This is a genomic window from Urbifossiella limnaea (assembly GCF_007747215.1).
Lineage (GTDB): Bacteria > Planctomycetota > Planctomycetia > Gemmatales > Gemmataceae > Urbifossiella > Urbifossiella limnaea.
Genome location: NZ_CP036273.1, coordinates 5,382,956 through 5,403,610, shown reverse-complemented (window position 1 = coordinate 5,403,610; position 20,655 = coordinate 5,382,956). Strand labels below are relative to the sequence as shown.

General features: G+C 69.7%; 20 protein-coding genes. 7 read left to right on the top strand and 13 right to left on the bottom strand.

Going from position 1 to position 20,655, the window contains the following annotated elements; all coding sequences use genetic code 11:
* Positions 1-32 precede the first annotated feature (32 nt).
* A complete protein-coding gene (locus tag ETAA1_RS22035; RefSeq protein ID WP_145242318.1) occupies positions 33-1,142 on the top strand; it encodes an N-acetylglucosamine-6-phosphate deacetylase in 1,110 nt (369 codons plus the stop codon).
* A gap of 46 nt (positions 1,143-1,188) precedes the next feature.
* Here ETAA1_RS22035 and ETAA1_RS22030 read toward each other — a convergent pair whose 3' ends face one another.
* The gene (locus ETAA1_RS22030) at positions 1,189-1,998 is read right to left on the bottom strand and encodes a hypothetical protein (RefSeq protein ID WP_145242316.1); all 810 of its coding nucleotides are present in this window, start codon (positions 1,996-1,998) and stop codon (positions 1,189-1,191) included.
* Positions 1,999-2,219: 221 nt separating this feature from the next.
* Here ETAA1_RS22030 and ETAA1_RS22025 point away from each other — a divergent pair, with 221 nt between their 5' ends.
* Positions 2,220-2,768, top strand: coding sequence for a peroxiredoxin (locus tag ETAA1_RS22025; protein WP_202920323.1), 549 nt, complete (start codon positions 2,220-2,222; stop codon positions 2,766-2,768).
* 72 nt (positions 2,769-2,840) lie between these two features.
* Here the strand turns inward: ETAA1_RS22025 and ETAA1_RS22020 are convergent, their stop codons facing one another.
* Together ETAA1_RS22020 and ETAA1_RS22015 are read right to left on the bottom strand one after the other, a co-directional pair.
* Complete coding sequence (locus tag ETAA1_RS22020; protein ID WP_145242313.1) at positions 2,841-3,908, bottom strand: family 16 glycoside hydrolase; 1,068 nt, start codon at positions 3,906-3,908, stop codon at positions 2,841-2,843.
* A gap of 26 nt (positions 3,909-3,934) precedes the next feature.
* Positions 3,935-4,261 carry a hypothetical protein gene (locus tag ETAA1_RS22015; protein WP_145242311.1) on the bottom strand — a complete coding sequence of 109 codons (327 nt, stop codon included), beginning with the start codon at positions 4,259-4,261 and terminating at the stop codon, positions 3,935-3,937.
* Positions 4,262-4,371: 110 nt separating this feature from the next.
* Between ETAA1_RS22015 and ETAA1_RS22010 the strand changes: the two genes are divergently transcribed.
* A complete protein-coding gene (locus ETAA1_RS22010; protein WP_145242309.1) occupies positions 4,372-5,262 on the top strand; it encodes an alpha/beta hydrolase in 891 nt (296 codons plus the stop codon).
* Between the two features lie 3 nt (positions 5,263-5,265).
* Here ETAA1_RS22010 and ETAA1_RS22005 read toward each other — a convergent pair whose 3' ends face one another.
* The 6 genes from ETAA1_RS22005 to ETAA1_RS21980 form a co-directional block, all read right to left on the bottom strand.
* Entirely contained in the window at positions 5,266-7,251 is a 1,986-nt protein-coding gene (locus ETAA1_RS22005) for a DNA/RNA helicase domain-containing protein (RefSeq protein ID WP_145242307.1), read from the bottom strand.
* Between the two features lie 16 nt (positions 7,252-7,267).
* Positions 7,268-8,296, bottom strand: a complete 1,029-nt coding sequence (locus tag ETAA1_RS22000) for a zinc-binding alcohol dehydrogenase family protein (RefSeq protein WP_145242305.1) — start codon at positions 8,294-8,296, stop codon at positions 7,268-7,270.
* Positions 8,297-8,468: 172 nt separating this feature from the next.
* The gene (locus ETAA1_RS21995) at positions 8,469-9,848 is read right to left on the bottom strand and encodes a DUF1501 domain-containing protein (protein ID WP_145242303.1); all 1,380 of its coding nucleotides are present in this window, start codon (positions 9,846-9,848) and stop codon (positions 8,469-8,471) included.
* Between the two features lie 22 nt (positions 9,849-9,870).
* A complete protein-coding gene (locus tag ETAA1_RS21990) occupies positions 9,871-10,215 on the bottom strand; it encodes a hypothetical protein (protein ID WP_145242301.1) in 345 nt (114 codons plus the stop codon).
* A gap of 485 nt (positions 10,216-10,700) precedes the next feature.
* Positions 10,701-13,346, bottom strand: coding sequence for a PSD1 and planctomycete cytochrome C domain-containing protein (locus tag ETAA1_RS21985; RefSeq protein WP_145242299.1), 2,646 nt, complete (start codon positions 13,344-13,346; stop codon positions 10,701-10,703).
* A 111-nt stretch (positions 13,347-13,457) separates the two neighbouring features.
* Entirely contained in the window at positions 13,458-13,994 is a 537-nt protein-coding gene (locus ETAA1_RS21980; RefSeq protein ID WP_145242297.1) for a CBS domain-containing protein, read from the bottom strand.
* Between the two features lie 183 nt (positions 13,995-14,177).
* Between ETAA1_RS21980 and ETAA1_RS21975 the strand changes: the two genes are divergently transcribed.
* Both ETAA1_RS21975 and ETAA1_RS21970 read left to right on the top strand, forming a co-directional pair.
* Complete coding sequence (locus ETAA1_RS21975; protein ID WP_238389271.1) at positions 14,178-15,026, top strand: metallophosphoesterase; 849 nt, start codon at positions 14,178-14,180, stop codon at positions 15,024-15,026.
* Between the two features lie 8 nt (positions 15,027-15,034).
* Positions 15,035-15,727: a class I SAM-dependent methyltransferase gene (locus ETAA1_RS21970; RefSeq protein WP_145242295.1), complete on the top strand. Its 693-nt coding sequence runs from the start codon at positions 15,035-15,037 to the stop codon at positions 15,725-15,727.
* A gap of 60 nt (positions 15,728-15,787) precedes the next feature.
* Here the strand turns inward: ETAA1_RS21970 and ETAA1_RS32275 are convergent, their stop codons facing one another.
* From ETAA1_RS32275 to ETAA1_RS21950, 4 genes are all read right to left on the bottom strand, one after another.
* Positions 15,788-16,882, bottom strand: coding sequence for a hypothetical protein (locus ETAA1_RS32275; RefSeq protein WP_202920322.1), 1,095 nt, complete (start codon positions 16,880-16,882; stop codon positions 15,788-15,790).
* Between the two features lie 72 nt (positions 16,883-16,954).
* Positions 16,955-18,058 carry a cis-3-hydroxy-L-proline dehydratase gene (locus tag ETAA1_RS21960; RefSeq protein ID WP_145242293.1) on the bottom strand — a complete coding sequence of 368 codons (1,104 nt, stop codon included), beginning with the start codon at positions 18,056-18,058 and terminating at the stop codon, positions 16,955-16,957.
* Between the two features lie 36 nt (positions 18,059-18,094).
* Entirely contained in the window at positions 18,095-18,460 is a 366-nt protein-coding gene (locus ETAA1_RS21955) for a hypothetical protein (RefSeq protein WP_145242291.1), read from the bottom strand.
* Positions 18,461-18,463: 3 nt separating this feature from the next.
* The gene (locus ETAA1_RS21950) at positions 18,464-19,210 is read right to left on the bottom strand and encodes an SDR family NAD(P)-dependent oxidoreductase (RefSeq protein WP_145242289.1); all 747 of its coding nucleotides are present in this window, start codon (positions 19,208-19,210) and stop codon (positions 18,464-18,466) included.
* Positions 19,211-19,290: 80 nt separating this feature from the next.
* On the opposite strand from ETAA1_RS21950, the gene msrA reads away from it, so the two are divergent.
* Together msrA and ETAA1_RS21940 are read left to right on the top strand one after the other, a co-directional pair.
* Positions 19,291-19,971, top strand: coding sequence for a peptide-methionine (S)-S-oxide reductase MsrA (msrA, locus tag ETAA1_RS21945; protein WP_145242287.1), 681 nt, complete (start codon positions 19,291-19,293; stop codon positions 19,969-19,971).
* An 11-nt stretch (positions 19,972-19,982) separates the two neighbouring features.
* Positions 19,983-20,603: a nucleotidyl transferase family protein gene (locus ETAA1_RS21940; protein ID WP_145242285.1), complete on the top strand. Its 621-nt coding sequence runs from the start codon at positions 19,983-19,985 to the stop codon at positions 20,601-20,603.
* Positions 20,604-20,655 lie beyond the last annotated feature (52 nt).

Below are 20,655 nucleotides of genomic sequence, written 5' to 3'. Positions count from 1 at the left end.
CGCGAACCGGGCCGCCCGACGGGAACCCACCGATGCCCCTCCACGCCCGCCACTACGCCACCGGCGAACCGCTCGAAGTCGCGGTCGCCGACGGCCGCATCGCCGCGCTAGGCCGGTCGAGTGAGTCGCCCACGGCATGGGTGGCGCCGGCGTTCTTCGACCCGCAAATCAATGGCTGCCTCGGCGTCGGCTTCAACTCGCCGACGCTCACCGCCGACGGCGTCCGCGTGGTCGCGGCCGAGTGTCGGCGCCACGGCATCGGCGGCTTTCTTCCCACGCTGATCACCGCGAGCTTCGATTCGCTCCGCCACGGCTTCGCCACCCTGGCCGCGGCGCGCGACGCCGACGCGGAGCTCGCCCGCGCCATCCCCGGCTACCACCTCGAGGGGCCGTACCTGTCCGGGGAGGACGGCCCGCGCGGCGCCCACCCGCGGGAGCACGCCCGCGACCCGGACTGGGACGAGTTCCGCCGCCTCCAGGACGCCGCGGCCGGGCGCGTCCTCATGGTCACGGTCGCGCCGGAGCGGACCGGCGCCGTCCGCTTCATCGAACAGCTCGCCGCGGCGGGCGTGGTCGTGGCGATCGGCCACACCGCGGCGACGACCGAGCAGCTGCGCGCCGCCGTGGACGCCGGCGCGAGGACGAGCACGCACCTCGGCAACGGCGCCCACGCCGTGCTGCCGCGGCACCCGAATTACCTCTGGGACCAGCTCGCCGACGACCGCCTGTGGATGAGCGTGATCCCCGACGGGCACCACCTCCCCGCCGCGGTCGTGAAGTGCCTGGTGCGGGCGAAGGGCGTATCGCGCACGCTCGTCACCTGCGACGCGAGTAGCCTGGCGGGGATGCCGCCGGGCCGCTACCACGAGTGGGGCACCGAACTCGACGTGCTGCCGAGCGGCAAGGTGGTGTTGGCCGGCACGCCGTACCTCGCCGGCAGCGGGCACTTCACCGACCGCTGCGTCGGCAGGCTGATCCGCGACGCCGGGGTGACGCTGGCCGAGTCGGTGGAGATGGCGTCGGTCCGGCCGCGCGAGTTGCTGGGGCTGCCGGTACCGCGGCTGGAAGTCGGCGCGGCCGCGGAGTTGGTCGTGTTCGACTGGGAGCCCGGCGGCGAGGTGCGCGTCCGCGAGGTGCTGTAAACGAAGAAGCCCACCCGTTGCCGCGGGTGGGCTTCGGTCCGAACGGCTACTGCTTCGGCTCGGCTGGCGCCGCCGGCCCCCTCCGCTGGAGGCGGCCGCTCGCGCGGTACAGCCACGTCTCCGCCGGGCCGTTGCCGGTGTCCGGGCGGATGTCGGTCGGCTCCGGGCGGTTGTCGTCGGTCGGGCGGATGAAGTCGAGCCGCAGCGTCTTGCGGGTGATGAGCGTGATCGGCTCGTTGCTCGGCGGCACCGGCCGCGACTGCTGCGTCGCCACGCCGTTCGACAGCCCCGTGACGAAGATCGAGAACTGCGCCGCCCGCGGGGCGCGTTCGGCCATGTTCGTCCAGATGGCCAGCCCGGACACGAGCCGCGGGAAGGCGTCCGGCAGGCTCGGGGGGATCGGCCGGCGGCTGATCTGGATCGTGCTCATCAGGTTCTGGTCGCCGCCCGGCCGCTCCGGCGTGATGTTCCGGTCTTCGAACCGCTTGATCTGGTCGAAGATGTACGGCTGCGGCTCGTCCAGGTTGGCCGTGGGCGGGTTCCGCGTCACTAGCTCGAACTCGGGCGTGAAGAACACCGGCTCGCCGGACCGGTTGTACACCTGGTACCACAGGTACCACGCGGTCTGCCGGGCGGGGTTGCCGCGGGCGTCGAAGCCGTCCACCTCCATGATGCGCGGCGGCTTGTAGCGGAAGTGGAGAGTCCACACGCCGGCCCGGTCGAGGGGCAGGTCGGCGGGGTCCACCGGCCGCTCGCCGGGCTGGAGGCCGCGGGTTTCTTGCGCGAGCACGGCGGGGGCGGCGGCCCCGGCGAGGGCCGCGGCCAGGAACCGCCGGCGGTCGGGTCGGTGCGTCATGGGCCTGGGCCGTGGTGAGCGGGGACGGGCGTCATCCTGAACCATACCCGCCCGCCGCTCCGCGATCAAGCGGACCCCCCGCCGGCGCCGCCCGCCGCGGCCGGCCCCACCGGCGCGACCGGTCCGACCGGCCCCGGCGGGGGTTGAATCCGGTGCGGCGGGGCGCACTCTAGCCCCCGTCGGTAGCCGCCCGCATCCCTTTCCTGCACCGGAGCCTCCCCGTGACCCGCTTCGCCTCGCTCGCCGCCGCCGTCGGCCTGTGCCTGTCCGCCGCGTCCGCCCAGGACGTCAGCACCCTCAAGGTGAAGGCCGGCGACGCCTTCCCGAACGTGCCGCTCGTCGCCGCCCAGGTCGAGAAGCTCCCCGGCAAGAAGGCCGGCGACACCGTCGGCATCGCCGACCTGAAGGGGAAGAACGTCGTGGTCTTCTTCTACCCGAAGGCGCTGACGAAGGGCTGCACCATCGAGTCGTGCGGGTTCCGCGACATCGCGAAGGACTTTCCGGCGGACACGGTGATCATGGGCGCCAGCGCCGACGACGAGAAGTTGCAGGACAAGTTCATCGAGAAGGAGATGCTGCCGTACCCGCTGCTGTGCGACACCGACCTGAAGCTGATCCAGGCGCTCGGCATCCAGAGCCCGAAGGGGAAGACGCCGCTGCGGAAGACGTTCGTGGTCGGCAAGGACGGCAAGATCGCCAAGATTTACGAGGCGGTGAACCCGGCCACGCACCCGGCCGAGGTGCTGGCGTTCGTGAAGGGGCTCAAGTAACCGAACCGGCCGCCGCTTGCGGCTTCGCGCTGCCCCGCGCGAAGCCGCAAGCGGCAACCCCGCTCCCGCCGCCTACTTCAATTCCTTGACGAACACGTTCATCAGCTCCAGCCCGGCCATCGGCGGGAACACGATCGGCCCCACCGGCCCGGCCTCGCGGCGGATCGTCTGGCGGTGCCAGCCGCCGCCCTTCGCGCCGGCCGGGAGGCTCACCATGATCGGCGTCGGCCCGCCGACCTTCACCGGCACCGCCACCGCGTCGACCTTTGCGGACACCTTCCAGTCGAAGATCAGCTCGCAAGCCCCGAATTGCTTCTCGCTCGTCAGCGGCGCCTTCCCTGTGGCCCGCAGCACGCCCCCGCCGGCCTTCCACGCCCCGGCCTCCGTCTTCCAGCCGGTCAGGTCGAGCCCTGTGAACAGGCTGACGTGCCCCTCCCACACCTTCGCCACCTCGTCGGCCTTCGGGTTGGTGCTGGGCAGCTCCTTGATCTTCACGTTCTTGAAGTGGCACTCCGCGCCCTCGCTCTCGAACGCCAGGTAGCCCTTGCGCGGGCTGCTCTTGCTGACGCCGGACACCTCCTTGCCGTTCACGTGCAGCTTGATGGCGCCGTCGTTGGCGATCACCTTGTAGTGGTTCCACTCGCCGCCGCCCTTCACGCGGTTCTCGCTCGGCAGGCAGCGCTCCATCTTGGGGTTCACCGGGTGGACGCGGTCGGGCGTGCACTTCGCCCCCCAGATGCTGAAGATGTCGCCGTGGCTGGTGGCCCAGCCGTCCTTCGGGGCGAAGTTGATGAGCACCTGCACCTCGATGCCGCGGGTGTACGGGGTGCCGACGGCCGGGAGCGGGTCGCCCCACACGAACAGGCCGCTGTTGGCCATGTTCTTCTTCTCAACGTGCATCCAGTCGAAGTCGAGCTCGAAGTTCTCGTAGTGCTTGTCGGTGGCGAGGAACCCGGTCGGGTTGCCCGTGGTGACGATCTCGCCGTCCTTCACGAAGAACGTGCCGGGGGCGCAGTTGACGTTCCGGAACCCGGTGAGGTCCTTGCCGTTGAACAGGTCGCGTGTGCCGTCGGGCTGTACGGCCGGGGCGGGGAGCACCGCGGCGAGCACGGCCGCGGCGGCGAGGAGGGCGGGGCGCATGGGAGGGGGCTCCGTCGGGTGGGGGGCTAAACGCTGATCGTACCGGAACACCAGCCTTCGACCAGTTCCGCCAGGGTCGCGGCCTTCCAGACGAATTCATGTCCGATCGGATAGTACGCCCAGAGTCCTTGCAACCCGAACCGGTAGCCGAAGCGAATCCCGTCGGCGCCGGCGTCGCCGACTGCCAGGAAGCCGAGACGCATCCCGGCGTCGAGTTCGTGGAACGGCTTTACCACCCACAAGTGGGCGGGCGCGTCGTAGTGCCCGCGCTGGGCATAGCCTCCCGAAAAGTAGTCGTCGCAGTCGAACCCGGTGAGGTGATTCGACGGCGTGCGGGTGTCGTGGTCGTCCACGGCCGACTCGGAAAGGGTGTTGAGGCGGGGCCGGCGGGCGGGCACAATATGCCGACCGGGGGGTCATTCTACCCCACCGGCTGCCCCGGGTTCACGCCGGAATCCCTCCCATGCGCCGTCTGCTGTTCACAGCCGCCCTCGCGGCCCTCCTCCCGGCCGCCGTCCCCGCCGCCGATCCGGCCGCGGCCATCGACCTCTGGCCCGGCAAGGCGCCCGGCGAGACGAAGGACATCGGCCCCGAGGTGTACAACGAGCCGAAGGCCGGCCAGATCGACGTGAAGCGGCTGGCGAACGTGTCGAAGCCGCAGTTGCTCGTGTACCCCGCGCCGAAGGGGAAGGCGAACGGGACCGCGGTCATCGTCGCGCCCGGCGGCGGCTACAGCATCCTGGCGTTCGAGCACGAGGGGACGCAGACGTGCGAGTGGCTGAACTCGCTCGGCGTGACGGCGTTCCTGCTGAAGTACCGCGTGCCGAAGCGCGCCATGCAACTGCCCGACAACCTCGCCGCGATCCAGGACGCCCAGCGGGCCGTGAGCCTCGTTCGCAGCAAGGCGGCCGACTGGAACCTCGACCCGAACCGCATCGGCATGCTCGGCTTCTCCGCCGGCGGCAACCTGACCGCGTGGGCCGCCCTCACCGAGAAGCGCCACTACGACGCGATCGACGACGCCGACAAGGCGTCGAGCCGGCCGAGCTTCGCGGCACTGATCTACCCCGCGTACCTGACGGACAAGGACGGGAAGCTGAAGGCCGAGTACCCGGTGACGAAGGCGAGCCCGCCGATGTTCATGGCCCACGCCCACGACGACAACGTGACCCCGGTGGGGAGCGTGGCGATGTACCTGGCGCTTCAGAAGGCGGGGGTGCCGGCGGAGGTGCACGTGTACGAGCGCGGCGGCCACGGCTACGGGATGCGGGCGGGGCCGAACCCGGTGTCGAGCTGGCCGGCCCGGTGTGCCGACTGGCTCAAGACACGGGGCTACCTCGACGCGAAGAAGTAAGCCTCACGGATCCAACTGGCCGACACCACAGGCCGCCAGGTACGCTGCAGCTTCATCGTAATGTACCGGCGGCCGGGTCTGATCCGCGGATGACCCGGGTGGCACCCAAATCACAAGCCCTTCGCGAGCCCGGGTGAGGAGCACCCGGTACTTGTTGAGAAGGTAACGCTGCCGAGTGGCATCCGCTACCCGCTGCCAACTCGTACCGACGAACCGGTGGCACGACCACTTCCCACCCACTCGCCGCAAGTCCGCATCCCACCCGAGCCCGACCCAATCCAACTCCAACCCCTGCACCGCGAACTCGGTCGCGACCAGTTCCAGGAACGATGACGACCGAACATCGTCCTCCGGTTGAAGGAACCATTGCGCTTCGTCGAGTTCGGCAGTGACGTCAAGCCCATAGGGTCTGAGGCGTCGGCTGCCAGAACTGGCGATGAGTCCGGCGCGCCGTAGGCCCCGGGCACGACATCGTAACCAGTACCTGGCCGCTTCGAGATCGCGGGTCAGTGCGAGCGGGAAGTCGGGCAGCGACTGTCGGATCGACGCGGCCAATGCCTCATCCCCAGCCAGGACCGCCTCGACCCAGTCCGCGTATGCCTCGGCCCGGAACGACCGGAGCGGGATCGACAGGTGGAGTCGCGGGTCAGCGCCGACGAGAACGTCGCCGGCACCCTCCGCGAATAACGGTGGGAACGCACCGCCCGTCGTACCTAGCATCTCTGACGACGCCCGAACCTGCCAGTGTGGGAATCGTTCCCGCAGCACCCGTCCCCACTCGGGAAGTCCCGCCTCCCCGGTGTTGATCTCCTGCCCGTTCCCGACGAGCGCGACCACCACCGCCCAGTCGAGTCGGTCCATCACGCCGAGGAGTTGCTCGGGCTCGGACAACTCGCGGTTAAACTTCCGGCGGGATTGTTCGAGGTCCCAGGCTCGCTGTGCCTCGTCGAAGACGACAACGTTTTCTGGCGGGATCGGGGCGTTCGACCCGGTATGCGTGGGGAGGAAGCGGTGCACGTTCTGGATGAACGTGGTCACCCGGCGACGGGCGTCGCCGACTCGCTCCCCGAGACGAGCCGCCCGGTCTTGCGCCAACGCCTCTGTCAGGACTCGGACGAGCGGCCCATTTCCGGACAGGAAGACGCCGAGGGTGTCACGGTCCTGGTGAAGCCCTCTGGCGTGGACGATGTTGAGCCCGGCAAGAGTCTTGCCGGCTCCGGGCACACCGGTCACGAAGCAGATGACCTTCCCCCGGTCCCGCTGAGCGTCTGCGATGACACGCAGGACCGCCTCGGCCGTCGCCGTGAGGTTCTCTGCCCCCGCGTGAGACCGCGCAATGTCGTGAACGCTGTGGTTCGCGTAGAGGTGCTGGGCGGCTTCGATGATGGTCGGGACCGGCCGGTACTCGCCCAGGTCCCAGGATGCCGCCTCGATCGGCTCTGTCCCGATGCGCCGATGGCTCCTGACAACTTCCGCAAGGGGCTGGGCGATCGACGGCCCCGCCAGGACGTGAACACGTTGCACCGCTTCGCCGGGGAGCACGCCCGGAGCTTCAACCCCCGGCGTGTGTTGCGGCGTCAGCAGGACCGGAACGATGACCCGCCCGCGGCTCGCAACGTGGAAATCGCGGAGGTCGAGGGCGTAGTCTTCGACCTGACGTCGGTCTGCGGCGGTCAGGCCTCCACGCCCGGTCTTGAGTTCAAGGACACCGATCACGTCGCCGGCGAGGAGCACCGCGTCGACCCGTCTCGCCCGACGGGGTATCGGGTATTCCAGGAGCACGTGCCAGCCCGTGCTGAGTGGCTCGACCAAGAGTAGCTCGCGGGCCATCTGTTGTAGCGCGTCAACCTGCACGTCCCAAGCGTCAACCGCGTCGCGCCGTTGGGTCGCGTACCCCTCAGCGGCGTGGCCTGCGGCCAGTCGTCCGCGGACGGCGTCCGGGTCCGTCTGGGCGAACTCGGCCAGGGTGTATCGGGCGTAGGCCGGCATAGGTAAGGCCGGCGGGTCAGTTGATCTCGACGACGGCCTTGACCACACCCGTTTCGGGCTTCAGCCACGTCGGGAACACGTCCAGCACGGCGTCGAACGGGGCGGTGTGGGTGATCCACGGCCGGGTGTCCAGCATCCCGCCCTCGATCAGCCGGATGATCCGCGTGAACTCCGGCGACAAGGCGTTCCGGCTCGCCAGGAACGTCATCTCGCGGCGGTGCATCAGCGGCTGCGTGAACCCGAGCTGGTCCTGCGTGATGCCGACCCACACCAGCCGGCCGGCGAAGCCGACGTAGTGGTACGCGCTCGACATGCTCTTCGCGGAACCGGTCGCGTCCACCACCACGTTGCCGAGCTTGCCGGCGGTCAGGTCGGTGAACGCCTTCACGTCGGCGTCGAAGTCGCCCTTCGACAGCAGCGTGTCGCACACGCCCATCTTGTCCCGCGCGAACGCCAGCCGCTGCTCGTTCAGGTCCATCACCACCACCCGCGACCCGGCCAGCTTGGCGAACTCGATCACGCTCAGGCCGATCGGGCCGGCGCCGATTACCAGCACCGTCTCGTCCGCCTTCGGGTTGGCGCGGTTGACCGCGTGGAGGCCGATGCCGAGCGTCTCGACCAGGGCCAGCTGCTCGAACGTGAGCTTCTCCGAGACGTGCAGCTTGCGGGCGGGGATGGTGAAGCGCGGCCGCAGGCCGCCGTCGCAGTGGACGCCGAGCGTCTGGTGGTTCTCGCAGGCGTTGGTGTGGCCGCGGGCGCAGCTGTAGCAGTTCTGGCAGTTGATGTACGGCTCCACCGCCGCCCGGTCGCCGGGCTTCACGTTCGTCACGCCCGGCCCGACCGCGAGCACCTCGACGCCGAGTTCGTGGCCGGGGATCCGCGGGTAGCTGAAGAACGGCATCTTGCCGAGGTAGCCGCTGTAGTCGGTGCCGCAGACACCGACGCGCGACACCCGCACCACGGCCTCGCCCGGCCCCGGCGGCGGCGGCTCGGGGATGTCGATGAACCGGAACTGCTTGGGCTGTTCGAGCTGAAGTGCTTTCACGGTGTGGCTCGGAGAGAGGAAGAGAGATTGGCCACAAAAAGGCACAAAAAGACACAAAAAGGGAGAGGTCGAAATCAGAGTTCGGATCAAACTCTGCCTCTCTTCATTTTGCGTCTTTTGTGCCTTTTTGCGGCCAATCTCCGGTGCGATATCAGGCGGCCATCCTCCGGTTCTACTTCAGGATGTCCTTCACGACCACGCCGCTCACGTCCGTCAGCCGGAAGTCGCGGCCGCTGTAGTGGTACGTCAGCTTCTCGTGGTCGAGGCCGAGCTGGTGCAGGATCGTCGCGTGCAGGTCGTGGACGTGGACCTTCTTCTCCACCGCCGCGAACCCGAACTCATCCGTCGCCCCGTAGGCCATGCCGCCCTTCACCCCGCCGCCCGCCATCCACACGCTGAACCCGTGGTTGTTGTGGTCGCGGCCGTTCGAGCCCTCGCTCGTCGGCGTGCGGCCGAACTCGCCGCCCCACAGCACCAGCGTCTCGTCGAGGAGGCCGCGGGCCTTCAGGTCGCGGAGCAGCGCGGCCACCGCCTTGTCGCTGTCCTTCGCCTTGTTGCGGTGGCCGTTCGCCACGTCGCCGTGGTCGTCCCACGGCTGGCCGTTGCCGTAGAAGACCTGCACCATCCGCACCCCGCGCTCGACCAGCCGGCGGGCCGACAGGCAGGCGTCGGCGAAGTAGCCCTTCCCGTACTGCTCGCGCACTCGGACCGGCTCCTTGTTCACGTCGAAGGCGTCGGTGGCTTCCGTCTGCATGCGGAAGGCCATTTCGAGCGACTGGATGCGGGCGTCGAGTTGGTCGTCGCCGGCGCGGCGCTCCAGGTGCATCCGGTTGAGCCCGTTGAGCAGGTCGAGCTGCTGCCGCTGCGTGGCGGGGGTGAGGTTGCCGTTGCGGATGTGGTCGATGACGCGCTTCGGGTCGAGGTTCTGGATGTGGCAGCCCTGGAACACGCCCGGGAGGAAGCTGTTGTTCCACAGCGCGGGCCCGACCACGGGCTTGCCGGGGCAGAGCACGACGAACCCGGGGAGGTTCTGGTTCTCGGTGCCGAGGCCGTACAGCAGCCAGCTCCCCATGCTGGGGCGGATCGGCTGCGTGTTGCCGCACGTCATCAGCAGCAGGCCCGGCTCGTGGTTCGGGATGTCGGTGTGCATCGACCGGACGACGCAGATGTCGTCGATGCACTTGCCGATTTCCGGGAAGATCTCGCTGACCTCGATGCCACTCTGGCCGCAGCGCTTGAAGGCGAACGGCGACTTGTACAGCCCGCCGGTGCGCCGCTCGGTGCGGAGGCCGGCGCCCGGCGGCTGCTGGCCGTGGTACTTCTCCAGGCTCGGCTTGGGGTCGAACGTATCGACCTGCGACGGGCCGCCGTTCATGAACAGGTGGATGACGTGCTTCGCCTTCGGTGCGAAGTGCGCGGCGCGGGCCGCGAGCGGGTTGGCGGCCGGCGGCCGGGCGACGGCGCGGTCGCCGAGGAGCCCGGCGAGGCCGAGCAGGCCGAGGCCGGTGCCCGACCGGGCGAGGAGTTCGCGGCGGCTGATCGGAAAGGTCATAACGTTAGCTCCATACGTCCGCTTACTTCACTTCCGATACCAACGAGATTGGAACGTCGTTCTCGCCGAGCAGATCCGAAGTCCCCAGCACCGTTGGGGCTACAAATCGCTTAATCTTCTTGGGGACAGCCTTACTGTGATCTCGGCAAACGGCGTGTGCCGCCGCAAATCCGTACTCGCACCCTTCCTTGAACTTGGCCTCCACGAGCAACCGCAACTTGTCATGCATCAACTGTCGGAGTTCTGCACTTGGATGAATGTCCTCGCCCTTCAGCAGTGCCTCGATCTCTCGAATCGTCTTTATCAAAGTTTTGCTGCTTCCTCTCGCTTCTGCCCGTTTCTGACCTAGCGATCTCGCGTTCGGCATTGTTGCCTCCCACGCCACGATGGCGAAGAGAATCGTTGGTTCAGCCTTGTTGTGCCCTTGCCGCCGCTGCCATTTACGACCCCCACGATGGGTTTCCGCCCAGCCTTGACCCGACCTACAGGACTAGAAATAGGTACAGCTGTTCCCCACGGAACACCTAACGCGAACCCGACCCATGCCTACGAGCGAATTTGCACGCGCGTATTGGCTAGCCATAGAGCATGCCTCTCCGATATCGCTACTCACCCATTGCTCTTTCCATCTGCCACCCACGTTTTCTTCCATGAACCACGTCGGAGGCGGCGAAGCAGCAGGTTGGACCCGCGGTACCGGAGCTGGATTCGGGGTGTAGCGGCCTAAACGCCACAGAAGATAATCCTTCGCATTCATCGGTCACCCACTCATCTTGTGTGCTGACGCAATTCAGCCAGTCCCCCATTGCACTCTGCACCACCAATAAAGGCACCGCGTTTGTGATCCTGAGGTCAGTCTACGTACATCATCTCGTTGCTCGCCAGCAGCGCCTGGGCGTACTGCTGCCAGCGTGTCAGACGGTCGTCGGGCGTCGTCGGCTGGCGAAGGAACGCGAGCCCCAACGCCGCCTCCTCGGACGCCGGCGGGCGGTTGAACGCCAGCCGGTACGCCGCGTCCACCCGCGCCTCGTCCGTCGGTCCCAGCTTCTCGACGCGGGCAGCGAAAGCGCGGGCCTGGTTCACCATGAACTCGCTGTTCAGCGCGAACAGCTGTTGCTGCGGCACGGTCGTCACGGTGCGGCGGTCGGCGGTCACGTTCGCATCGGGGAAGTCGAACAGCCGCAGGAGGCCGTCGAGCTCGTGGCGGCTCACCTTGGCGTACAGCGTGCGGCGCCTGGCGTTCGCGTCGTGGAGGTCGAACGTCGGACCGCCGAGCTTGTCGTCGAGGTTGCCGCTCACGGCCAACAGCGAGTCGCGCCACGCCTCCACGTCGAGCCGGCGGCGGCTGCCGCGCCACAGGAACACGTTCGCCGCGTCGATCGTCGTGTTCCCGGCCTGCGGCTCGGCGGCACGCTGGTACGTCGCGCTCAGCATGATCTGGCGGTGGAGCCACTTCGTACTCCAGCCGTTCTGCACGAAGCCGACGGCGAGCCAGTCGAGCAACTCCGGGTGGCTCGGGCGGCCGCCCTGGACGCCGAAGTTGCTCGGCGTGTCCACCAGCCCCCGGCCGAAGTGCCACGCCCACACCCGGTTGACGAACACCCGCGCCGTCAGCGGGTTGTCCGGCGTGGCGATGCTCTTGGCCAGGTCGAGCCGCGAAAAATCCTTCGCCGGCGCCGCGGCCAGCACCTGCAAGAAGCCCTTCGGTGCGTCCTCGCCCTTCGTCGCGGGGTTGCCGCGGATGTACACTTTCATGCCGCTGCCGGCGCCGCTCAGGATGTGTGCCTGGAGCGGGGCAGGGGGGGATGCCTTCTTGCGGGCGTCTAGCTCGGTCCGCATCGATGCGAGCTTCGGCTTCTGATCCGCGGACACGAACAGCTTCTCGGCGTTCTCGGGCGTCACGAACAGGGGGGCGTTCGCGTCGAGGAACATCGCCTTGGCCAGCGGGTCGGCACCTTTCGCCTTCCCCTTCGGCGGCAGCGGGTCGGGCACCTCCAACGCCGCCAGCTTCGCCTGCACCGCGGCCGCGGCGGCCTTCACGGCGTCGGCCTTGGCGTCGGCCTTCAGCGCGAACCAGTCCTTCGTGATCGCCGGCGCCTTGCTCGCGTTCGCGGGGTCGGTGAACTTCACCCACCGGTCGAGGAAGTACGGCTCCAGTTCGTTCGCCTTCGCGGCGGTGTTCACCTTCGCCTTGCCGGCCTGCACGTCGCGGGCGGCGACGAGGTAGTCGGCGGTGCGGGCCACGGCCTTCGTCGCGGCGGCCTTCCCGGCGGCGGTCAGCACGCCGGTGATGGCGGCTTCTTGCTGCTTCACCCGGCCCTGCGCCTCGTTGTAGGTCTTGAGTTCGGCCTGCGTGGCGAGCGGCGCGTCGCTCAGGTTCGTGCCGTAGAACAGGCCGGCCAGCGAGTAATAGTCGCGCGTCGGGATGGGGTCGAACTTGTGGTCGTGGCAGCGGGCACAGCTGACCGTCAGCCCCAGGAACGCCCGGCTGACCACGTCCACGCGGTCGTCGAGCTCCTCGGCGATGGCCTGCTCGCGGGCGGTGTTCTTGTAGTACTCGGCGCCCAGCCCCAGGAAGCCCATGCCGGCAAGCCGCGTGAACAGTTCGTCGGCGCTCTCGTTGGCGTTCCCTGGCAACAGGTCGCCGGCGAGTTGCAGTGTCACGAAGCGGTCGAACGGCATGTCGGCGTTGAACGCGCGGACGACCCAGTCGCGGTACAGGTAGGCGTTCCGCTTCGGCGTCACGGCGAAGGTGTGTGCCTGGTCCTCGGCGTAGCGGGCGACGTCGAGCCAGTGCCGCGCCCAGCGCTCGCCGTACCGCGGCGACGCGAGCAGGCGGTCGATCAGCTTCTCGAACGCCTTCGGGTCGGCGTCGCTCACGAACGCCTCGACCTCCTCCGGCGTCGGCGGCAGGCCGTGCAGGTCGAACGTGGCGCGGCGGATCAGCGTGCGGCGGTCGGCACTGCCGACGGGGGTGAGCTTCTTCTCGGCGAGCTTCGCGGCGATGAAGCTGTCGACGGTTCGCTCACCGGCCGAGGCCTTCGGCGGCTGGATCGACCAGAAGGCGCGGCCTTCGTCGAGGCTCAGCCCCTTGAGCGCCTTCGCCACGCCGGCGGTGCCGGTGCGCGGGTCGGGGGCGCCCATCTTGATCCAGCGCTCGAAGTCGGCGGCGACCGCGGCCGCCAGCTTCCCGCTCGGCGGCATCTGCACGTCGCCGTCGTAGCGGAGCGACTTCAGCAGCGTGCCCTTACTCGGGTCGCCGGGGACGACCGCGGGGCCGGTGTCGCCGCCCTTCTCCCAGTGGGCCCTGGTGTCGAGCTTGAGGCCGCCGCGGAGCTTGTTCTTGCTCTCGGCGTCGGCGGAGTGGCACTTCACGCAGTGCTCGACGAGCACGGGGCGAATTTTCGTCTCGAAGAACTCGACGGCTTTGGGGTCGTCCGCGGCACGGGCGGCGGGCGCGGCCAGAGCGGCGAGCGCGACAACGAGCGGGAACCGCATGAGCGCCTCGGCGGCGGGAACGAACGGGGGCGGACCGGCGGGAGTCGGCGGCGGGAGGGTGGGCCGACGAGAAGATTCTAGCCGACGGGCGGGCGGGGTGCAACAGGCTCGTTACGCCCCTTCCGGCGCGTCCGGGTAGCGGTGCGGGTCGGGCGGGTGGTTGTACACCAGCGCCGGGAAGTGCTCGACCAGGTAGTGCATCACCCGCCGCACCGACAGGATGCCGACCGGCCGGTGGGCGTCGTCAATGACCGGCAGGTGGCGGTAGCCGCCCTTCTCCATCTTCCGCAGCGCCGTTTGCACCGGGTCCTTCGGGTGAACGCACACCGGGTTCGGCGTCAGGCACTCGGCCATCGGCGCCGACAGCGGCAGGCCGGTCGCCAGCACCCGCGTCAGCAGGTCGCGGTCGGTGAACAGGCCGACCAGTTTCCCGGCGCGCGTCACGAGCACGCAGCCGACCTTCTCGCGGCGCATCGACTCGACCGCGGCCGACACCGGGGCCATGTCGTCGACGGCGAACGGCGGCGTTGGGTCGAGGCGCGACACGCTCTCGACACGGAGGTTCCGTGCGAGTTCGACCGGGTAGAGGCTGAGCGGTGGCGGAGGCGGGGCGGAACGCGACCGGTCCGGGTTCGGAAGCGGGCTCATGCTGGGGGTGTGCTCGGTCTGGTATGGGGATTGTCCGACCCGTCCGGCACCCGGCAAGGGGCTGTGCGTAACAGCCGCCGCCGAAGTATGACACACGAACGACGCCTACGTCGTGGAGCCGCCCTGTCCGCGGCGCCCGGCGTGGTAGAATGACCCGCACGACCTGCCCGCCGGATGCCGCGAATGCCCGCCCCCGACCGGATGCTCACCTTCCTGCGCCAGGCCATCGTCCTGGCCCGGGCGACGCCGGGGCGGCGCGGCCGCATGATTGAACCCGTCGGCTGCACCGAAGTCCTCGTGGCCGGCGACCTGCACGGCCACGTCGGCCACTTCCAGGGGCTGCTCAAGGCCGCCGACCTGGCGAACCACGCCGGCCGGCACCTCGTGTTCCAGGAGCTCATCCACGGCAACTACCGCTACCCGTCGGGCGGCGACAAGTCGCACCAGCTGGTCGACCTGTTCGCCGCGCTGAAGGCCCAGTTCCCGCGGCAGGTCCACTACCTTCCTGGCAACCACGAACTCGCCCAGTGGACCGGCCGGAAGGTGCTCAAGGCCGACGCGGACCTGAACGCGGCCTTCGAGCAGGGGGCGACGGCCGCCTACGGGCCGGAGTTCGGGCCGCAGGTGTACCAAACCTACCTCGACCTGTTCAAGGCGCTTCCGGTGGCCCTCCGCACCCCGAACCGGGTGCTGGTCAGCCACAGTCTGCCGTCGGCCCGTCAGATGTCGCAGTTCGACCCGCTCCGGCTGCTGGCCGCCGAGTACACCGACGCCGACCTGCAACCGGGCGGCTCGGTCCACGGCGTGCTGTGGGGCCGCGACGTGACGCCGGCGAACGTGGCCGACTACCTCCGGCGTATGGCCGCCGACTTCCTCGTGAGCGGCCACATCGCCAGCGACACCGGGTACAGCGTGCCGAACGACATGCAACTGATCGTGGACTGCGCCGAGAGCCCCGCCGGCTACGCCCTGTTCCCCGCCGACCGCCCGCTGACGCACGAGGAGCTCGTCGCGTCCGTCCGCTTCCTGTGAACCTCGAAATGCCGCCGCACTACCACGCCACGCCGCCCGAGGCCGTCACCGAGACGGTTCAGGACACCGTCTTCATCGACGACTACCGCTTCCGCATCGACCGGCCGGCCGACTCGGACAAGCTGCTGGACCACCCCTGGGTGCGCTCGGCGTACGCGGCCGACGAGTACGTGCCGTACTGGGCGCAACTGTGGCCGGCGGCGCGGATGCTGGCGAAGGTCGTGGTGCGCGAGAAGTGGGAGAGCTACCCGCAGCCGGTGCGGGTGCTCGAAGTCGGCTGCGGGCTCGGGCTGGCCGGGGTCGCGTGCCTGGCCCGCGGGCTCGACGTGACGTTCACCGACGTGGACGAGACGGCCCTGAGCTTCGCCGACCGCAACGCCCGGCTGAACGGCTTTACGGCCGGCTTTCGCACGCGGCCGCTCGACTTTCGCGCCCCGGAGGGCGTCGGCCGCTTCCCGGTGGTGATCGGTTCCGACCTGATGTACGAGGAGCGGCTCGTCGAGCCGCTAATCGGGCTGCTGGAGGTGGTGCTGGCGCCGGGCGGCGTGTGCCTGATCGCCGACCCGGACCGGCTGGCGGCACGGGTGTTTCGGTGGAAGCTGGAGGAGGCCGGGTACGCGGTGGCGCCGGAGTTGATCCGCGCCGGCGAGCCCGGCGGCGAGCGCGTCAAGGGGACGCTGTACCGCATTCGGGTGGCGTGAGGCGGTTCGCCGCTCGCGGCTTCGCGCTGGGCGACGCGAAGCCGCAAGCGGCAAAGCGCCTCAAGCCACGTCTTCCTCGTCCAGGTCGTCGATCGAGTCCCAGAAGTCGTCGTCCACGAGCTTCCGCTTCGGGGCATTCGGGTCGGGCGGCGGTAGCGGCTGCCAGCGGCCCAGCACCAGCTCCACCGCCCAGCAGCCGCGGGCGTGCTGTGGCGGCTCCTTCACCACCTTCTCGGTGCCGCGCAGGTGCCGCAGCAGTTGCTCCTCGTCGCAGTCGGCGTCGAGCAGCGCGTCCGCCAGCACCGGCAGCCGGTCCCACGCCCGTTCCGCGAAGATGCCGCGCGCCAGCCCCACGGCCGCCTCGGTGCGCCAGCTCGGCTCGAAGCGCGGTTCCTTGAACGGGTTGCCGACGACCTCGCGGAGCGTCCGCGCCAACAGCTTCTCGGCGGCGAGCCGCAGCCGGTCATCGCCCGTGCCCTCGCTGCCCGGCGCCAGGCCGGCGCCCTCCTCGCCCTTGCGGACCATCTCCTCGGCCCTTGCCGCTTCGAGCCGCTTATTCTTCGACCCCGCCGCGGTGTCGGCGAGTTCGTCACCCTCTTGCTTGAAGCGGCGGGCCAGGTTCGCGGCGCGGGCGGCGTTGTTCCGCGTCTCGGCCGCCCGATCGACCGCCCGGCGGACGCGCGAGAACGTGTGCTCCCCCGGCTCCTCCAGGAGTCGGCGGACGGCCTCTGCGGCGTCGGTCACGGCGTCCGACGCCCACTCGATGGCGTTGCGGGCGTGGCGGCTCGCGGCGGCGAACAGGGGGAACGCCGGGGCGATCTGCGTCGGCCGCGCCAGCACCGGGCCGGACACGTCGGCCGCGTCCGGGTCGGCCAACCTCACAACCTCGAGTTGGGCCGCGCCCGCGGCTTCCGCGGCTTCCGGCTCGGCCGCCGTGACCCGCCGCACCCACTCGGCGCGGGCGTCCGCCGATAGGGTTTCTTCCGACTCCACGGCTTCGACGGCGGCGCGGAACGGGCCGTCCGGCAGGGTGTCCCACAGGCGGCGGACGTGGGCGGCGGCGAGAAACGCCCACTGCCGGGGCGTGAGCCGGTCGGCGACGAACAGCAGCATGTCGTCGCCGTCGGTCCCGGCGAGCCAGTCGGTTTCGGTCATGAGGGGTTCCGCGGGGGGCGTCGTCCGCGGTTCACGATACAGGGGGCGGCCGGCGGCAGGAAGTGGCGCGGCTCACCCCACCACCAGCACCGGCTCGCCGAGCACTTCGGGCCGCGGCTTCACGCCGAGGCCCGGCGCCGTCGGCGCGGCCAGCCGGCCGTGCGCCCGCCGCGGGGCGCCGTCGGCGATCGACAGCGTGACGTAGCTGTTGAAGTCCGTCGCGGTGAACAGAAATTCCGTCGGGCAGCTGTGCGCCAGGTGCGCGATCGCGGCCGTGACGATGTCGCCGCCCCAGGTGTCTTCGAGCGTCATGGCGACGCCCAGCTCGACGCACAGGTCGCGGGCCTGCCGCGTCTTCGTGAGGCCGCCGAGCTTGCTGATCTTCAGGTTGACCACGTCCATCGCGCGGTCGGCGTGGCCGCGGACGAGCATCCCCACGTTGTCCACTACTTCGTCGAGCACGAACGGGTGGTCCGTCGCCCGCCGCACGCTCAGACACTCCTCGTAGCTGAGGCACGGTTGCTCGATGTACACGTCCACGTCGCGGACGGCGCGCACGACGCGGACCGCTTCGTGGAGTCGCCAGCCGGTGTTGGCGTCGGCGACGAGGCGGTCGCCGGGTTGCAGTTCGGCGGCAACGGCGCGGATGCGCTCGATGTCGGTGTCGGGGTCGCCGCCGACCTTCAGCTGGAAGCGGCGGTAGCCTTCGGCGCGGTACCCGGCCACCTTGCCGGCCATGTCGGCGGGGCTCTCCTGCGAGATGGCCCGGTACAGATGAAAGTCGTCGCCGTAGCGGCCGCCGAGGAGTTCGCACACGGGCATCCCCGCGTGTTGGCCGAGGATGTCCCAGCAGGCCACGTCCACGGGCGCCTTGACGTAGGGGTGCCCCTTCAGGGCGGCGTCCATGCGGCGGTTGAGCTTCGTGAGTTCGAGCGGGTTCTGGCCGAGCAGGTGCGGCGCGAGTTCGGCGAGGCCCGAGCGCACACCCGCGGCGTAGGCCGGCAGGTACGCCGGCCCGAGCGGGCAGGACTCACCCCAGCCGACGAGCCCGGCGTCGGTCTCGATCTTCACGACGGTGCTGTCGAAGACGGTGACGGCGTTGCCGCCGGACCACTTGTAGGTGCCCTCGTGGAGCGGCAGCCCGACCCGGTAAGCCGACACCCGCGTGATGCGCATGAGGAACCCCGTTCGCCCGTTGGACTGGCGGGCATTCTAGCGGGGGACCGTGTGCTGTGCTATCGCGGCGCGGAGCACACGCGCCCCGTTGCGAAACGCCTGCCGAACCTCTCGCAGTTGTTGCTCATACTCCGCGGTCGTAAACGCCCTTGTAGCGGTGCTGATTTGGAAAAAGCAGTGGGATGCCCACCCAGCTTCATCCTCGTCGGACGGCAAGCCGGCAACTTCGGACAGGACCATCTCCAGCAGATCGGCTGGACACGAGGCGAGAAACTGGTTCACGTTCGCGTCATTCAGTGACCACAGAGAGCAGTTGCGAAACTCCGACTCGGTGATCGCACCTTTCAGATACAGTGGGACGAACCGCATCGGGTCGTCGAGTAGTTCGGGACGTGGCAGCATGTTTCACTCCGGCGCGTACACGGTGCGGCCGCCGTCCACGGGGAGGCACACCCCGGTGACGAAATCGTTGTCGAGAAACGACAGCACCGCCAAAGCCACGTGCCGCGGGCTCCCCTCTCGCTTCACCAGCGTGGCGCGGACGGCCTCGGTCTTTTCGGCGTCTGTCAACTCCGGCGGCAGCATCACCGGGCCGGGCAGCACCGCGTTCACCCGCACGTTCGGGTTACGGGTGCCGAGCTCGACCGCCAGGCACCGGGTCAGCGCCGTCACCGCCCCCTTGCTCGGGAAGTACGCCGCGTAGTTCAGGTACGGCCGCACCTCCGCCCAGTCGCCGACGCACACGATCAGCCCACCCTCCGGCTGCTTCACCATCGCCAGCCCGGTGTGCTGCGAACACAGGAACGTACCCAGGGCGTTGGCGTCGAAGTGGAAGCGCACGTCGGCCGCGGTCACGTCTTCGAGTCGCTTCGGCTGCCAGACGGCGGCGCAGTTCACCAGCACGTCGATGCGGCCGAAGCGGGTCAGCACGCCGGCCACCATCCCCTTCACGTCGGCCTCGTCGCCCAGGTCGGCGCGGAAGGCCTCGGCCTCGACGCCGAGCGCCCGCAGTGCCGCGACCGTGTCCGCGGCCTCGGCTTCCGACGTGCGGTAGTGAACGGCGATGTTGTACCCGCGGCGGGCCAGTTCCTCCGCGACCACGGCGCCGACGCGCTTCTTGCCGCTGCCGGTGACCAGCGCGACCCGCCGCATGTGCGTTCCTCCCCCCGCGGTGATAGAATCGGGTGGCCGCGGTGTATCCGATTCTAGCCGCCGCCCCGGAGCGCCGACGAATGTGGGTTCGCCTCCTGCCGCTCGCCCTCGTCGCCGCCGGCGTCGCGGTCGCCGTCTTCACCCTTACCCACCGGGATGCCCCGATGCCGACCGACCTGCCGACCCTGACGGCCGACGAGCTCGGCCCCACGACCGCCGCGGCCGGCGACGAGGTCGCCACCTTCGGCACCGGCTGCTTCTGGTGTACTGAAGCCGTGTTCCAGCAGATCCGTGGCGTGAAGCGCGTCGTGTCCGGGTACACCGGCGGGCAGCGGCCGAACCCGACCTACGAGCAGATTTGCACCGGCACCACCGGCCACGCCGAGGCCGTGCAGGTGACGTTCGACCCGGCCGTGGTGAGTTACCCGGAGCTGCTAGAAGTGTTCTGGCGGTCGCACGACCCGACCACGCTCAACCGCCAGGGCGCCGACGTGGGGACGCAGTACCGCTCGGCGATCTTCTACCACACGGATCGGCAGCGTGAGCTGGCCGATCGCTACAAGCGGAAGGTGGACGAGGCCGGCGTGTTCGCGTCGCCGATCGTCACGGAGATCACCCCGGCGGCGACGTTCTACCCGGCGGAAGCGTACCACCAGAACTTCTTCAACGACAACCCGCGGCAGCCGTACTGCCGGGCGGTGGTGGGGCCGAAGGTGGAGAAACTGCGGCAGGTGTTCAAGGGCCGGTTGCTGGCCGAGTGACGAGAACCCCCATGCCCCACGCCCCTGCACCGGGTCCTGAGGCGGTACGGTTCCCGTACCCCGTTGTCGGCGGGGCCGTGGTCCGGGGTCATGCCCCGCCGCGGGCACTCCTCCCGGGCTCGTTCAACCCGCTGCACCACGGCCACGTCTCGCTCGCGGCCGTTGCGGCCCGGCGGCTCGGGACGCCGGTCGCGTTCGAGCTCAGCGTCGCCAACGTGGACAAGCCGGATCTCGACGCCGCCGAAGTCGAGCGGCGCGTTGCGCAGTTCGCCGCCGCGGGGCCGGTGTGGGTCACCCGCGCGGCCACGTTCGCCGAGAAGGCCGAGCTCTTCCCCGGGGCCGCGTTCGTCGTCGGGTACGACACGGCGGTCCGCCTCGTCGACCGCCACTATTACGCGAACGACGACCGCCTCCGGGATGCGGCGCTGGCGCGACTCGCGGCGACCGGCTGCCGCGTCGTGGTCGGCGGGCGGGTCGATGCCGCGGGCGTGTTCCGAACGTGGGACGGGGGAGGTGGGCCGTTCCCCGAGCTGTTCGTCGCGCTCGCGGAGTCCGACTTTCGCACCGACGTTTCGAGCACGGCGCTGCGGGCGGCGTGGATTGCTGCCGCGCGCGGTAGTACAGTGGGATAGAATGTTCGAGTCCCCGGCGGCGTCCGCGCCGGCCCAACCTTCGGAGGCGCCC